A 14,430-nucleotide genomic window follows, 5' to 3' on the forward strand; every position below is an offset into this window, starting at 1 on the left:
ATCTTGCAGCTAAAGTGAATGTTTTCTGAACGAATGGCGGAACAATCCGTGCGGCGCGTGTTCTTACTGTTCAGTAGTCATGTAGCTCAGCGACTGCGTGCATGAGCGCTGGAAAGTGAGTGGTGAGGGGCAGGGCACGAAAGCCCCTCTTCCACGGCGCAGTAACGCTGTTTGCCGTTGGCCCGCTCGGGCCATCAGCCGCCATGGTGAATGACGCCATTTGTTGCCAGGAGTGCAGATTGAAGTCGTCGTTCAATCTGACGAGTGTGAGGGTATTTACGCATGAATCTGAAGACCACCGAATCCGTGAAGGAGTCGCTGTCCGCGCTGATGGATGCGGAGGGTGACGAGCTGGATCTGCGTCGTGTCCTCAAGGGGCTCGATGAGTCTCCTGAGGCTGCAGACACCTGGCGCCGCTATCACCTGGCGCGCAGTGCCATGCATCGTGAGCGTGAAAGCACCTTCACTCTGGATATCGCGTCGGCGGTCAGCGCCGAGGTCGAGCTGATCTCCCGCGAGGCTCCCGCGAGTGCACCGCCCGTGGCCGAGCGCCGCAGCCTGTTCTCCTTTGCCGGCTCCGCGGCCATCGCGGCAGGCGTCGCGGTGATGGTGATCACCGGCGTGCAGGTCTTCAATGGCGGTGACAATGGGGGGGCCGGCGGCGTGAACAGCGGTGCAGAGCTTGCCAGCGGCTCTTCCGTCAACCAGGGCGGCACCGTGCGTCAGGTCAGCCAGCCGTCGGTGAATGCCGAGGCCTCTCAGTGGGTACAGCCCGGCGCCAACAGCGGCTTGATGCAGGTCGGCGTGACGCCCTCCAGCTCACGCCCGATGTTCATGGCGCCGCAGAGTGGCAGCTATGATTCCGGCATGTCGTCCAGCAATGTCGCCGCGGCGGATCTCGCCCAGCGTCGTCTGCTCGAGGCTTACCTGAGCCAGCATTCCTCGCGTGGCCCGGTGCCGGAGCGCAGTGAGTGGATCAGCCTGCAGGATGTTGCCCAGTAACATTCGCTGGATGACTGGCTTGCGCTGGCGTCGCTGCCAAGGTAGATGAAAGCAGCATGGATAGACAACAAAAGAGGGGCAGCCTATGGCTGCCCCTCTTTTGTTGTCTGTATATCCTGGTTGTGCCCACATGACCTGGTCGCGTTCGGCCAGCGCCGTCACTTGCCGGTGTGACCACGCTCGGCCTCAGTCATGCAGATAGCGATCCGCTGTCTGGATGTAGAGTGCCTCGACCTTGGCGCGTGCCCAGGGCGTGCGGCGCAGAAACTTGAGGCTCGAGTTGATGCTCGGGTCGCTGAGGAAGCAGTTGATGGGAATCAGCTCGCCCAGGGTCTCGAAGCCGTAGTGGTCCTCCAGCCAGGTCAGCAGTGCCTTGAGGGTGACGCCGTGCAGCGGGTCCAGGCGGGAAGTGGATGGGGGTGCGTCGCTCATGCGGGCTCCTGTTGATGGTATCGTGGGCGCTTGTCGGGCCTGAGGCGCGTGAAGTGCCGCCGTGAATGACGCTATTCTACGCGTATGTGTCGCCAGTGCGCGGCGAGTTTTTGCAGGAGTCAGCAAGATGATGCAGGAAGAGGGGCAGGTCACGGGGCATGGCAAGGAAGGCGTCTGGGTCGAGACCCAGCGTCGCTCCACCTGTGGTGCCTGCAATGCGCGCAGTAGCTGTGGCAGCGGCCTGTTGAGCCAGTTTTCGCGTCGCAAGCCGCATCGCGTGCTGATCCATGTGCCGGCAGGCGAAGACTTGCCGATGGTGGGGGAGCGGGTGGTGATCGGCATCGATGAGTCGGCGTTTCTGCGCAGTGCGGGCCTGCTGTATGGCCTGCCGCTGGTCAGCGGCATGCTGGGGGGGATCGTGGCCGAGCAGCTGGCGGGCGCTGGCACCCTGGCGGTGCCGTTGGGCTTCGCGCTCTCGTTGGCGGCGGGCCTGATGGTCGTGCGCTGGCATGCCGCGCGTCCTGAGCGCCAGGCACTCTACCGGCCACGCTTGATGCGTCGTCTCGGCATGGACGCGATGGCGATCAAGGCGCTGTAGTCGTCGTGCTCAAGTGAGGACGTGCTCAAGTGATAGCGGTAGTCGACTCTCTCGGCAGATCGGGGGAGTGACTTGCGTAGTCGGCAGGTGGCGTCGTCAGTCTGCATCGGGCTGGCATCGGCACCTGTCGGATGTTGGCGACGCATGGTTGCGTCCAGCGCGGCACCAATCGCTGAACTTCAACGACGCTTCGACGTCAATGAGAAGGACGCCGCCAGCGATGTGACGCTGCCATCGTCAGTAGTTGCGTGATTGCACGCCTGATAACAAGTGATGACAGGACGTACCAGGAGCCGCACTGATGAAATCCCTTTCCCGCCTGATGGTACCTGCCTTAGCCATGGCTGCCCTGATGGGCTCCCAGCTGGTTCAGGCTCGTGAATTGCCCGACTTCACCCAGCTGGTCAAGGACTCGGCGCCCGCGGTGGTCAATATCGCGACCACCACCGAGATCCAGCGCAGCTCGGGGCCGGTGTTCCGAGGGCCCAATGGCGAAGAGATGCCCGAATTCTTCAAGCGCTTCTTCGGTGATCAGCTGCCTGGTCCGGGCCGCGGGGGCGTCGAGAAGCGCTCCAGTCTCGGGTCTGGCTTCATCATCTCCGATGATGGCTACATCATGACCAATGCCCACGTCATCGACGGTGCCGATGAGGTAATGGTGCGCCTCAACGACCGTCGCGAACTCAAGGCGCAGGTGGTCGGTGAGGACAAGAAGACCGATATCGCGCTGCTCAAGGTCAAGGCGGAAGACCTGCCGACCTTGCCGATGGGCGACAGTGATGCGCTGGAAGTCGGCGAATGGGTGGCCGCGATCGGCTCACCGTTCGGCTTCGATCATTCCGTCACCGCCGGTATCGTCAGCGCCATCGATCGCACCCTGCCGTCGGACGCCTATGTGCCGTTCATCCAGACCGATGTGGCGATCAATCCGGGCAACTCCGGTGGGCCGCTGTTCGATCTCGATGGCGATGTGGTGGGCATCAACTCCCAGATCTATACCCGCTCCGGCGGCTTCATGGGCGTGAGCTTCGCGATTCCGATCAATGTGGCGATGGATGTCGCCGACAAGCTCAAGACCGATGGGCGCGTGGATCGCGGCTGGCTGGGCGTCGTCATTCAGCCGGTCTCCAAGGACCTGGCCGAATCCTTCGGGCTGGACCGTGCGCGCGGTGCGCTGATCGCCGATCTTGATCCGGACGGCCCTGCCGCCGCCGCTGGCCTCAAGAGTGGCGACATCATCACCGCCGTCGATGGCAAGGCGGTCGAGAGCTCGGCGTACCTGCCGCGCATGGTCGGCGCCAGCTCGCCGGGCGATTCGCTCAAGCTCTCCATCCTGCGCGATGGCAAGAGCCAGACGTTGACTGCCAAGGTTGGCCATTGGCCGGGCAGTGAGCAGGCGCATGCCGGCAAGGCCAGTGACGACAAGCAAGGGCTGGGCGTTGCGGTGGCAGAGCTCGACAAGGCCAGCTTGAACGAGCTCAACCTCGATCACGGGGTGCGCGTGATGGAAGTCGACCCGCAGGGCGTGGCTGCCGAGGCAGGCATCAGCGCCGGCGATGTGCTGGTCGAACTCAATCAGCAGCCGTTGACCAGCGTGCAGGCGCTGCGCGATGTGGTCGCCAAGCTGCCGACCAACCGTCCGGTCTCGCTGCGCCTGGTGCGCAATGGTCGCCCGCTGTACATCGCACTGCGCATGCGTGCCGACAGCGACAAGTGATCCCGCCAGCGCCTGTCGCAAGCGTCAAGAACCTGGGCGACGAGCGCGCCGGCAACAGAAGGTGACCGCCACCAGCAGGACGGCGGTCACTCCGGCAGCAGACGGGGCGCACGGGCGACTGTGCGCCCCGTCTGCTGCCGGGCGGTCCCGCGGCTCACCCGAGATCAGGCGGGTTGTGACAGGACCGGACGGGCGCAAAAGGCAACGCCTTCTATCATCGCTTGTGGTCGGACTGTACAATGCGTGCAATTCGATTTCCGTCGTCTCCCGTGTTGGCCGTGTGATTTCACGGAGACGGGCACAAATACAGAGCAGTGATCCATGACCGAACGCGTAACGCCGCCGTCCTTGAAGCATATCCGCAACTTCTCAATCATCGCCCACATTGACCACGGCAAGTCCACGCTGGCTGACCGCATCATCCAGCTGTGCGAAGGCTTGAGCGACCGTGAGCTCAAGGAGCAGGTGCTTGACTCGATGGACATCGAGCGTGAGCGCGGCATCACCATCAAGGCGCAGTCGGTGACCCTCGACTACCACGCTGACGATGGCAATACCTATCAGCTGAACTTCATCGATACGCCGGGCCACGTCGACTTCTCCTATGAAGTCTCGCGCTCGCTGTATGCCTGTGAAGGGGCGCTGCTGGTGGTCGATGCCGGCCAGGGCGTCGAAGCCCAGTCGGTGGCCAACTGCTACACCGCCATCGAGCAGGGCCTCGAGGTGCTGCCGGTCCTCAACAAGATGGATCTGCCGCAGGCGGACCCGGAAAAGGTCTCCCAGGAGATCGAGGAGATCATCGGTCTGGACGCGACGGATGCCTGTCAGGTGTCGGCCAAGTCCGGCATGGGCATGGAAGCGCTGCTCGAGCGTCTGGTGCGTGACATTCCGCCGCCCAAGGGCGATCCGGAGGCACCGCTGCAGGCGCTGATCATCGATTCCTGGTTCGACAACTACCTCGGCGTCGTCTCGCTGGTGCGTATCTTCGACGGTACCCTGAAGAAGGGCGAGAAGATCCGTCTGAAGTCCACCGGCCGTGACTGGGAAACCGGCGCGATCGGTATCTTCACGCCCAAGCGCAAGGAAACCGGCGTGCTGCGCGCCGGCGAGGTCGGCTTCATCGTCGCCGGGATCAAGGACATCATGGGCGCGCCGGTGGGTGACACCATCGTGCACACCAAGACCGCCGACAAGGTCGAGCGTCTGCCGGGCTTCCAGAAGGTCAAGCCGCAGGTCTATGCCGGCATGTTCCCGATCAGCTCCGATGACTACGAGGACTTCCGTGACGCGCTGCAGAAGCTGGCGCTCAACGATGCTTCGCTGGACTACGAGCCGGAGAACTCCGACGCGCTGGGCTTCGGTTTCCGTGTCGGCTTCCTCGGCACCCTGCACATGGAGATCATCCAGGAGCGTCTGGAGCGTGAGTACAATCTCGATCTGCTGACCACCGCGCCGACGGTGATCTATGAGGTACTGATGGACAACGGCGATGTACTGCCGGTGTCCAACCCGTCCAAGCTTCCGGACATGGCCAACGTCGATGAGCTGCGCGAGCCGATCTGCCGCGCTACCATCCTCGTGCCGCAGGAATACGTCGGCAACGTCATCACCGAGTGCGTCAATCGTCGTGGTGTCCAGCTCGACATGCAGTTCCTGGGTAGCCAGATCCAGCTGATCTATGAACTGCCGATGGCGGAAGTGGTGATGGACTTCTTCGATCGCCTCAAGTCCATCTCCAAGGGCTATGCGTCACTGGATTACAGCTTCGAGCGCTTCGAGGCGGCCAAGCTGGTGCGTCTGGATGTGCTGATCAACGGCGATCGCGTCGATGCACTGGCGGCGATCATCCACCGTGATCACGCACATGGCCGCGGCCGTCTGCTGGTCGAGAAGATGAAAGAGCTGATTCCGCGTCAGATGTTCGATGTGGCGATCCAGGCTGCCGTCGGTGGCCAGGTCGTGGCACGCTCCACCGTCAAGGCGCTGCGCAAGAACGTGACCGCCAAATGTTACGGCGGCGACGTCAGCCGCAAGAAGAAGCTGCTCGAGAAGCAGAAAGCGGGCAAGAAGCGCATGAAGCAGGTCGGCCGGGTGGAAATTCCCCAGGACGCCTTCCTTGCCGTGCTCAAGATGAACGACTGAGGCAGGCCGCCGTCTGGCGGCTTGCCACCAAGACCCAGGGCAGACAGGGACAACGATGGATTTCTCGCTAGTATTGGTGATTGCCGTAGCGGTAGCCGGCGTGGTGTGGTTGATAGACCTGGTTGCCCTGCGCAGTGCGCGCAAGGCGCGTGTGGCCAAGGCCGAGGCCTCCGTCGAAGGAGAACTGGACGCTGGCACGCGTGAGAAGCTGGCGCGTGACCCGTGGCCGGTGGACTATGCCAAGTCCTTCTTCCCGGTGCTGCTGCTGGTGTTGGTGGTGCGCTCCTTCGCGTTCGAGCCGTTCCAGATTCCGTCCGGCTCGATGCTGCCGACGCTCAAGATCGGCGACTTCATCCTGGTCAACAAGTATGACTATGGCCTGCGCCTGCCGGTGGTCGACACCAAGGTGCTGGAAGTCGGCGAGCCGGAGCGTGGTGATGTGATGGTGTTCCGTTTCCCGGAGGATCCGTCCACCAACTTCATCAAGCGCGTCGTCGGCCTGCCGGGCGATACCATTCGCTACGAAGGCAAGCAGCTCTACGTGAATGGTGAGGCCATCGACAAGACATTGAATGCGCGCAACTCCAGTGAACAGTCCGGTGAAGACCTGCTGGATGAGACACTGGGGAAACACGCCCATCAAATCTACAATAACCCTCAGGACCCCGGCCCGCAGATGCGCGAGATCCGGGTGCCGGAAGGCATGTACTTCGTGATGGGTGACAACCGTGATCACTCCAACGACAGCCGCTACTGGGGCTTCGTGCCGGAAGAGAACATCGTCGGCAAGGCGGTGGCGGTGTGGATGCACTGGAAAGAAGGGTTCCCGGACTTTTCCTCGGTACGCCTGATTCATTGATCAGTGCATTGACCGGGCCGCCGAGAGGCGGCCCGGTCGTGTCTGGCAGGGCCACATTGGCCCGCCGGCCTTATCAGTGCGGATTTTCGACATGGGACGATGCGTCGTGCCTGCCATGTCAACCTGCTGTTCATCATGTCGGACCCGTGGCCACAAGCTTGCGGGCAGCGCGGCTGACGAATATCGGATTGGGATGGTGGCAATCGGCAACTCCTCAAGCCGCGTAGGTTTCGGGCATCGCGAGACATGTCGAAGACGACAGGCATCAGCCAGCATGACTGATGCACCATTTGACAGGACGCCCGCGGGCGTCAGCGACAAAAAGAGAGTAGGGAGACCTGTGAGTAGCCCGCTGAATGCCTTTGTAAAGCGTATCGGCCACACCTTCGAGGATGCGAGCCTGCTGGAACTGGCTCTGACCCATCGAAGCTATGGTGGCCAGAACAATGAGCGTCTCGAATTCCTTGGCGATTCCATCGTCAACTTCGTGATCGCCGAAGCGCTGTTCCTGCGCTTCCCCCAGGCCCGTGAAGGCCAGCTGTCACGCCTGCGTGCGCGCCTGGTCAAGGGCCAGACCCTCGCGGAGCTGGCGCGTGAATTCAATCTCGGCGAGAACCTGCGTCTGGGCTCCGGTGAGATGAAAAGCGGCGGTCACCGTCGCGAGTCCATTCTGGCCGATGCCGTGGAAGCCGTGATCGGCGCCATCTATCTGGACGCCGGCATGCAGGTGGCGCGTGAACACGTGCTGCGCTGGTACGCCACCCGTCTTGAAGCGCTGAATCTTCAGGACACCCAGAAAGACCCCAAGACGCGTCTGCAGGAATTCCTGCAATCGCGTCAGGCGGCACTGCCGCGTTATGAGGTGACCAGCGTCGAAGGCGAAGCGCATTCGCAGACCTTCAGCGTCGATTGCCACGTCGAGATGATCGACACCAAGACCACAGGCGTCGGCTCCAGCCGTCGTCATGCTGAACAGCAGGCGGCCGAGTTCGCGCTGCAACTGCTCGAACCTGCCCGCGGAGGCCGCTCATGAGCCATACCCCAGAAGACAACGTCACCCCGAGCGGCGACGCCCCTGATCACTCCACTGATAACGGCGCCGGCACGCCGGATGCTCTCGAGGGCATGCTGGCCGCCGCCGGTGTCAGCGATCAGCCGCTGCCGGACACCCGCTGTGGCTTCGTCGCCATCGTCGGTCGCCCGAATGTCGGCAAGTCGACGCTGATGAACCACATCCTGGGCCAGAAGGTCTCGATCACCTCGCGTCGTCCGCAGACCACGCGTCACCAGGTGATGGGTATCCATACCGAAGAGGGCACCCAGTGCGTCTTCGTCGATACCCCGGGGATCCACATCATGCAGCGCGATCGCAACAAGGCGATCAACCGCTTCATGAACCAGGCCGCCACCCAGGCGCTGCGTGACGTCGATGCCGTCGTCTTCATCGTCGACCGCACCCGCTGGATGGAAGAAGACCAGATCGTGCTCGAGAAGCTGGCCCACGTGAAGGCGCCGGTGATCCTGGTGGTCAACAAGATCGATTGGCTCAAGGACAAGACCACCCTCGCGCCCTGGCTGCAGAGCCTGCAGGAGCGTCGTGACTTCGCGGCCATCATTCCGATGTCGGCCAAGAACGGCACCAACATCGATCTGCTGCTCGAGAACGTGATGAAGCGTCTGCCGCAGGGCGAGCACATGTTCGCGGACGACCAGATCACCAACAAGAGCTCTCGCTTCCTGGCCTCCGAGCTGGTGCGCGAGAAGGTGATGCGTCAGCTGGGCGACGAACTGCCCTACCAGATGACCGTCGAGATCGAGGAATTCAAGACCGATCAGCGCGGCACCCTGCACATCAGCGCGCTGATGATGGTCGAGCGTCAGGGTCAGAAGAAGATCCTGATCGGCGAGAACGGTGAGCGCATCAAGAACATCGGCCGTGAAGCGCGTCTCGAGATGGAGCGTGCCTTCGATGCCAAGGTCATGCTGAACCTGTGGGTCAAGGTCAAGCGTGGCTGGTCGGATGACGAGCGTGCCCTGAAGAGTCTGGGTTACACCCACGACAAGGACTGACGACGTCGCGCGAGCGGCGCAGGGCGGTGGTGATCCGAGAGGGTCGCGCCTGCCATGTGCCGCCCGTCGCCCATCCGATGTTCTCGCGGCCTCTACCGCGCGCCGCCTGGCCCTGTCCAGGCGGTCTCGTTTCTTGCCAGCCCCTCTGCCAGTCCTTCTGCCAGCTTTTTTTGTCAAGCCACCGTCTGACGTGAGCCTGCCTGATGACGCCGCAACCGGCCTTCCTGCTGCATCGCAAGCCCTACCGTGAAACCAGTGCCATCATCGAATTGCTGACCCTCGAACACGGACGGGTGCGCGCGGTGGCGCGTGGCGTTCAGCGCCCGGGCAGCAAGGCGCGTGCACGACTGCAGCCGTTCACGCCCTTGCATGTCACCTGGCGAGGCGAGAGCGATCTCAAGACTCTCAACCTGATGGAGACCGGCGGCAGTGCCAGTCTGCTGGCGGGCGAGGGGCTGCTGTGCGGGTTCTACGCCAATGAGCTTTTGACCCGTACGCTGCCGGTGGAAATGCCGGTGCCGGAGCTGTTCGCGCTCTACTCGCTGACATTGGATGAGGTGGCACTGCCCGCCAGACGCGCGCCCGCGCTCAGGCGACTCGAATACAGTCTGCTGGAAGCGCTGGAGCAACTGCCGCAGTTTCGCGCTCTGGATGACAGCCCGCTGATGCCGGATGTGCGCTATGACTATGTGGTCAGTGAGCGACGCTTTCAGGCGCAGCCGCCAGACGCGGCGGGCATCGAAGGGCGGGCCCTGAAGTTGCTGGCCAGCGAAGACTGGGGCCATTCAGGGCTTGCCCGCGAGAGCCTGTGGCTGGCGCGGCGTGCGCTGGCGCCGCTGCTGGGGGAGCGCCCGCTGCGCTCGCGCGAGTTGATGATGCAGCTGACGGCCAGGCGGCGTCAGAGTCGTCAGTCCGACTGACGTCATCAGGCGTGGCGACACTGTCCGGCTGCGGCGTGACGCATGATAGTATTGCGCGACCTGTCTTCGGCATGGCCCTCGTCGCCATGCCTGTTCTCTTGTTCATCGTTAGGAGCTGACCATGCATCCGCTGCGCATCCTGCTCGGGGTCAACATCGACCACATCGCCACACTGCGTCAGGCGCGTGGTACCCGCTATCCGGACCCGGTCCAGGCCGCGCTGGTCGCGGAAGAGGCGGGTGCCGACGGTATCACCGTGCACCTGCGTGAAGACCGTCGCCACATCCAGGAGCGCGACGTGCGCATTCTGGCCGAGGTGCTCAACACGCGCATGAACCTCGAGATGGCCGTCAGTGAAGAGATGCTGGCGCTGGCCGAGGAAGTCCAGCCGGCCAACGTGTGTCTGGTGCCGGAAAAGCGCGAAGAGCTGACCACTGAAGGCGGACTGGATGTCGCCGGTGATCTGGCGCGCATCACTGCCGCCTGCGAGCGTCTGGCTGCGGCGGGCTGTGAAGTCTCGCTGTTCATCGACCCGGAGCCGGAGCAGATCCGTGCCGCCTTCGAAGCGGGTGCGCCGGTCATCGAGCTGCATACCGGTGCCTATGCCGATGCCACGGGCGAGACGGCGCGTGTCGAGTTCGAGCGCATCGCGGCCGCCGCGGAACTGGCCAACGAGCTGGGGCTGGTGGTCAATGCCGGTCACGGCCTCAACTATCACAACGTCGAGGCGATCGCGGGTATCTCCGGGCTCAACGAGCTGAACATCGGTCACGCGATCATCGCGCGCGCCATGTTCGTCGGCCTGAAGGAGGCCGTCATCGAGATGAAGCGTCTGTGTATCGCAGGCCAGGAAGCGGGCCTGATGGCCGCGCTGGATGCGCACGATCATGACCATGACCACGAACACGGTGATGACCATGAGCATGTGCAGGGCTCAGGCTGCTGCGGATGATCGTCGGCATAGGCACGGACATCGCGCGTATCGAGCGCTTCGAGGCAGGCATGGCGCGTCATGGCGAGCGCTTTGCGCGCCGATTGCTGGGGGAAGAGGAGCTGGCGCGCTTTGCCGATCACCCTCAGCCGGCGGCCTTTCTGGCCAAGCGTTTCGCGGCCAAGGAAGCCTTTGTCAAGGCGCTGGGCACCGGCCTGCGTCAGGGCATGCGCTTCACCCAGATTCAGGTGGTCAACGACGCCCTGGGCAAGCCCTCGCTCAAGCTGTCTGACGAGGCGGAAGCCCTGACCGCGCGGGCGGGTGTCCGCCATCTGCACCTGTCGATCAGTGATGAGCGTGATCAGGCCATCGCCTTCGTGGTGCTGGAGCGTTAGCCCTATTCGGTCTGGTGCTGTATCGCGGCTGTGAACACGGCGCTCGAAACGACAACGCCACCCCTGCCTAGCGGCAGCGGGTGGCGTTGTCGTTTGTACAGGGCTGGTCTTTCAGGACTGGTTTTTCAGGGCTGGTTTTTGGACTGGGGCTCGCTCGCCTGTGGCTTGCTTACCGATGACGAGCCTGTGTCGGATGGCTCAGCGGGTGCGTCCGAGGGCGCGGTGGCGGACGATGAAGAGCTCTCGACAGGGGACGCTGTCGGCGCCTCAGCCGTGTCACCGTCGGGGCTAGCCGGCTCAAGCGGCGCGGCGAGCAAGGCCTTGGCCTCATCGCTGTGCGACCACTGGATCAGGCTGTCGATGGCCGCGAACAGGGCATCGACATCCTCTTCCAGCTGTGACAGGCCGCTGACGCGGATGCGGGTCTCCAGTGCTTCCACCAGCAGTGCCAGGCGTGGCACGCCACAGTAGCGGCAGGCGCCGTTGAGATAATGCACGCCGTCGAGCATCGCCTCGTTGTCACGCGCCTGCCAGGCGCGGCGGATCCTGGCCTCGCTCTCCGGCAGGCTCTCGATCAACAGCCCCAGCATCTCCAGAGCCAGCGCCTCGCGGCCACCGGCCATCTCCACGCCCAGCGCCATGTCGACCACCGGCAGGTCGGCGTCCTGCTCCAGGCTGAGCTGACTCTTCGCGGCAGAGCGGGGCAGTGGCGCTACCGGCGACGATGACTCAGCCTGGCTGGCAGCGTCTTTCACTCCCGGTGGCAAGGCCGACGTCGCCTGACTGCGAGCAGGGCTGCGCGGTTGACTAGATGACCGCGCGGCCTGCGGTGGCGGGTTCAGCGAAATGCCCAGATGACGGCTGAGCAGGTTGGCCAGCAGGCCCTCGTCGATGGGCTTGATCAGGTAATCATCCATGCCTTCCGCCAACAGCTCTCGCCGTTCATGCGCCAGTGCATGGGCGGTGAGGGCGATCACCGGCAGGTGGCGGTTGCCCTCGCGATGCTGATGACGCAGCGCCTTGGTGGCTTCCAGCCCGTTCATGCCCGGCATCTGGATATCCATCAGGACGGCATCCACGACCTGCTCCTGAGCCAGCGCCAGCGCCTCTTCGCCACTCTGGGCGGCCAGGGTGTCCAGCCCCATGTCGGTCAACAGCTCCTCGGCCAACAGGCGGTTGGAGGGGTTGTCGTCGACCACCATCACGCACTTGCGAGGCTGCGCAGGCGTTTCCTGACTCGCAGGCTGGGCGGGGAGCTCAGGCCGCGGGCCGGCCGGTGGCGTCTTGGCAGGCGTGGCGCTCGCGGCAGGTGTGCTGGCTGGCTTGGCGCTCGCATCAGTCTTGTCGATCGGCTTGGCGGCTGGCGCCGTGCTTGCGTCCTGCTCGCGTGTAGCCGGCTCGAACGAGGTGAAGGAGGCGCTGCGCGGCGCCTGAGTCGGGTCGCGGTGAGGTGAATGCAGCAGGTTGGCCAGCTTGTGGCGCATCTGCAGGCGTGTGACTGGCTTGCTGACCACTTCGTCGATGCCGTACTGCTGCAGGTTCTCGGCGTCGGCGGGCAGGGGCGCGTTCAGCAGGCCCAGCACGCGACACGGCAGATGCTTGAGGCGCGCGCCCCATTCATCCAGCCGTTTGAGATCACGGCTCTCCAGCGCGACCACCACCAGGTCCGGCTGCTCTTCGATGCCGACCAGCGTCAGTGACCAGCGGGTCAGCAGGTAACTCAGGGCGCGACGGGTGGCCGAGTGCGGCTCGATCAGGCAGATGCGTTGATGATCGAACACGACTTCGCGCGGGCGCTCCTCGATGCTGCTCACCGCCACCGGCACGCTGAACAGGAAGGTGGAGCCGTGGCCGGGCAGGCTGTCGACCTGGATCTCGCCGCCCATCTGCTCGACCAGTCGCTTGGAGATCATCAGCCCAAGGCCAGTGCCGCCGAACTGGCGGGCCCGTGACGGGTCTCCCTGCGAGAAGGCCTGGAACAGGCGATTGCGCTGGGCGCTGTCCATGCCGATGCCGGTGTCTGCCACCGCGATCTTGAGGCGGGTATTGCTGCCGGAGAGGTCATCTACCATCACGCGCACGATGACTTCGCCGCGCTCGGTGAACTTGACGGCATTGGCGACCAGATTCGTTACCACCTGCTTGATGCGCAGCGGGTCGCCCTCGAAGCGCTGCGGCACGTCGTCATAGACAAGCCCGAGCAGATGCAGATGCTTGCGATGGGCCTCCGGGGCATGCATGGCGAGCACTTCCTCGATCAGCGGCTCGATGTCCATCTGCACCTTCTCGAGCTCGAGCTTGCCGGCTTCGATCTTGGAGAAGTCGAGAATGTCATTGATCAATGACATCAGGCTCGAGGAGGCATTCTGCATGTGGCCCAGCCAGTCGCGCTGGCGGTTGTCCAGATCACTGCGCCCCAGCAGGTTGCTGAAGCCGATGATGCCGTTGAGCGGCGTGCGGATCTCATGGCTCATGTTGGCCAGGAATTCCGACTTGATGCGGTTGGCTTCCAGCGCCTTGCGGCGCGCCATGTCGAGCTCGATGTTCTTGATCTCGACGGTTTCCATCGACTCGTGCAGGTCCTGGGTGGTCTGTTCGATCTGGTCCTGCATGTCCTCGCGGGCGCGCTTGAGCTGCTCGACGCTGCGGTTGTAGTTCTCGGCCAGCTCGCTGAGGTCGTCATTGCCTGCCACCGGCAGCTGGCGGTGTGTCTCGCCGCGCGCCAGGCAGGTGAGGGCCTCGCCCAGTTCATGCAGCGGCTGCAGCATGCGGCGCGAGCCATGGAACGCCAGCAGCAGCAGCGCCAGACCGAAGACCAGATTGGCCAGCCCGTAGCCGACCAGCAGCTGGTAGCGATGCAGCACCAGGCGGGTGTCGGAGGCCTCCAGCACCAGCCACGACATTTGCTCGCCGCGTTGCGTCTCGCGCCACGGGTCGATGACCGGCATCACCATCACCAGCGAGTCCGGGTCCGAGGGGTAGGCCTGACTCTCGACCAGCGCGCTGGTCTCCGGGCGCTGGCTGGGGCCGAGATGCAACAGAGTGCCGCCGTTGGCGGTGCGCAGCGTCAGGGCGCGCACGTCGCGCTGGTCGATCAGCATCTGGGCCTGCTCGTGCAGGCGCTGGTCGTCAGCGGCGAGGGCGGCGTTGGCCATGCCCGGCATGATGGCCTGCATGCTGGCCTGCAGGCGCTCCATCATGGCCAGGCGCTCACCGCTGATCTCGCGGTCCACCGCATACAGGCTGAACATCAGGCTGGTGGCGAGGGGCAGCAGCAAGAGGGCAAGCTGGAATCGGGTACGAAGCAGCATGGCAATCCATCGTCAAAGGGCGAACGAGCATCAGCGGCAAGCATACCTCGCGC

At 63.9% G+C, this 14,430-nt stretch carries 12 protein-coding genes; 10 read left to right on the plus strand and 2 right to left on the minus strand.

The window, feature by feature from the left end; all coding sequences use genetic code 11:
- Window positions 1-282 precede the first annotated feature (282 nt).
- The gene (locus QD280_RS00360) at window positions 283-1,002 is read left to right on the plus strand and encodes a sigma-E factor negative regulatory protein (protein ID WP_279837943.1); all 720 of its coding nucleotides are present in this window, start codon (window positions 283-285) and stop codon (window positions 1,000-1,002) included.
- Window positions 1,003-1,188: 186 nt separating this feature from the next.
- Here QD280_RS00360 and QD280_RS00365 read toward each other — a convergent pair whose 3' ends face one another.
- Window positions 1,189-1,434: a VF530 family protein gene (locus tag QD280_RS00365; RefSeq protein WP_279837944.1), complete on the minus strand. Its 246-nt coding sequence runs from the start codon at window positions 1,432-1,434 to the stop codon at window positions 1,189-1,191.
- A 127-nt stretch (window positions 1,435-1,561) separates the two neighbouring features.
- Between QD280_RS00365 and QD280_RS00370 the strand changes: the two genes are divergently transcribed.
- From QD280_RS00370 to acpS, 9 genes are all read left to right on the plus strand, one after another.
- Window positions 1,562-2,032 (plus strand): SoxR reducing system RseC family protein, encoded by a 471-nt coding sequence (locus QD280_RS00370; RefSeq protein ID WP_054554989.1) that lies wholly within the window; start codon window positions 1,562-1,564, stop codon window positions 2,030-2,032.
- Between the two features lie 301 nt (window positions 2,033-2,333).
- Window positions 2,334-3,749 (plus strand): DegQ family serine endoprotease, encoded by a 1,416-nt coding sequence (locus QD280_RS00375; RefSeq protein WP_107335313.1) that lies wholly within the window; start codon window positions 2,334-2,336, stop codon window positions 3,747-3,749.
- A 321-nt stretch (window positions 3,750-4,070) separates the two neighbouring features.
- Window positions 4,071-5,891, plus strand: coding sequence for a translation elongation factor 4 (gene lepA / locus QD280_RS00380; RefSeq protein WP_043331869.1), 1,821 nt, complete (start codon window positions 4,071-4,073; stop codon window positions 5,889-5,891).
- A gap of 55 nt (window positions 5,892-5,946) precedes the next feature.
- Window positions 5,947-6,750: a signal peptidase I gene (gene lepB, locus QD280_RS00385; RefSeq protein WP_054554987.1), complete on the plus strand. Its 804-nt coding sequence runs from the start codon at window positions 5,947-5,949 to the stop codon at window positions 6,748-6,750.
- A gap of 340 nt (window positions 6,751-7,090) precedes the next feature.
- Window positions 7,091-7,783, plus strand: a complete 693-nt coding sequence (gene rnc / locus QD280_RS00390) for a ribonuclease III (RefSeq protein ID WP_043331866.1) — start codon at window positions 7,091-7,093, stop codon at window positions 7,781-7,783.
- Between the two features lie 92 nt (window positions 7,784-7,875).
- Window positions 7,876-8,820: a GTPase Era gene (gene era, locus QD280_RS00395; protein ID WP_052384345.1), complete on the plus strand. Its 945-nt coding sequence runs from the start codon at window positions 7,876-7,878 to the stop codon at window positions 8,818-8,820.
- Window positions 8,821-9,023: 203 nt separating this feature from the next.
- Window positions 9,024-9,740: a DNA repair protein RecO gene (recO, locus tag QD280_RS00400; protein ID WP_279837945.1), complete on the plus strand. Its 717-nt coding sequence runs from the start codon at window positions 9,024-9,026 to the stop codon at window positions 9,738-9,740.
- A 121-nt stretch (window positions 9,741-9,861) separates the two neighbouring features.
- The gene (gene pdxJ, locus QD280_RS00405) at window positions 9,862-10,692 is read left to right on the plus strand and encodes a pyridoxine 5'-phosphate synthase (RefSeq protein WP_054554985.1); all 831 of its coding nucleotides are present in this window, start codon (window positions 9,862-9,864) and stop codon (window positions 10,690-10,692) included.
- On the plus strand, window positions 10,689-11,066 hold the full coding sequence (acpS, locus tag QD280_RS00410; RefSeq protein WP_279831404.1) for a holo-ACP synthase: 378 nt from the start codon (window positions 10,689-10,691) through the stop codon (window positions 11,064-11,066). Before pdxJ ends, acpS begins: the two co-directional genes overlap by 4 nt.
- Before the next feature lie 125 nt (window positions 11,067-11,191).
- Here acpS and QD280_RS00415 read toward each other — a convergent pair whose 3' ends face one another.
- A complete protein-coding gene (locus QD280_RS00415; RefSeq protein WP_279837946.1) occupies window positions 11,192-14,377 on the minus strand; it encodes a hybrid sensor histidine kinase/response regulator in 3,186 nt (1,061 codons plus the stop codon).
- Window positions 14,378-14,430 lie beyond the last annotated feature (53 nt).

Origin of the sequence: Cobetia sp. 1AS1, assembly GCF_029846435.1 — a bacterium.
Taxonomy (GTDB): Bacteria; Pseudomonadota; Gammaproteobacteria; order Pseudomonadales; family Halomonadaceae; genus Cobetia; species Cobetia amphilecti.

What these genes read in the sequence shown, in the direction of transcription:
- QD280_RS00360 (WP_279837943.1), top strand. Translation starts at nt 283, where the DNA reads ATGAATCTGAAGACCACCGAATCCGTGAAGGAGTCGCTGTCCGCGCTG.
- QD280_RS00365 (WP_279837944.1), bottom strand. Translation starts at nt 1,434, where the DNA reads ATGAGCGACGCACCCCCATCCACTTCCCGCCTGGACCCGCTGCACGGC.
- QD280_RS00370 (WP_054554989.1), top strand. Translation starts at nt 1,562, where the DNA reads ATGATGCAGGAAGAGGGGCAGGTCACGGGGCATGGCAAGGAAGGCGTC.
- QD280_RS00375 (WP_107335313.1), top strand. Translation starts at nt 2,334, where the DNA reads ATGAAATCCCTTTCCCGCCTGATGGTACCTGCCTTAGCCATGGCTGCC.
- lepA (WP_043331869.1), top strand. Translation starts at nt 4,071, where the DNA reads ATGACCGAACGCGTAACGCCGCCGTCCTTGAAGCATATCCGCAACTTC.
- lepB (WP_054554987.1), top strand. Translation starts at nt 5,947, where the DNA reads ATGGATTTCTCGCTAGTATTGGTGATTGCCGTAGCGGTAGCCGGCGTG.
- era (WP_052384345.1), top strand. Translation starts at nt 7,876, where the DNA reads ATGCTGGCCGCCGCCGGTGTCAGCGATCAGCCGCTGCCGGACACCCGC.
- recO (WP_279837945.1), top strand. Translation starts at nt 9,024, where the DNA reads ATGACGCCGCAACCGGCCTTCCTGCTGCATCGCAAGCCCTACCGTGAA.
- pdxJ (WP_054554985.1), top strand. Translation starts at nt 9,862, where the DNA reads ATGCATCCGCTGCGCATCCTGCTCGGGGTCAACATCGACCACATCGCC.
- acpS (WP_279831404.1), top strand. Translation starts at nt 10,689, where the DNA reads ATGATCGTCGGCATAGGCACGGACATCGCGCGTATCGAGCGCTTCGAG.
- QD280_RS00415 (WP_279837946.1), bottom strand. Translation starts at nt 14,377, where the DNA reads ATGCTGCTTCGTACCCGATTCCAGCTTGCCCTCTTGCTGCTGCCCCTC.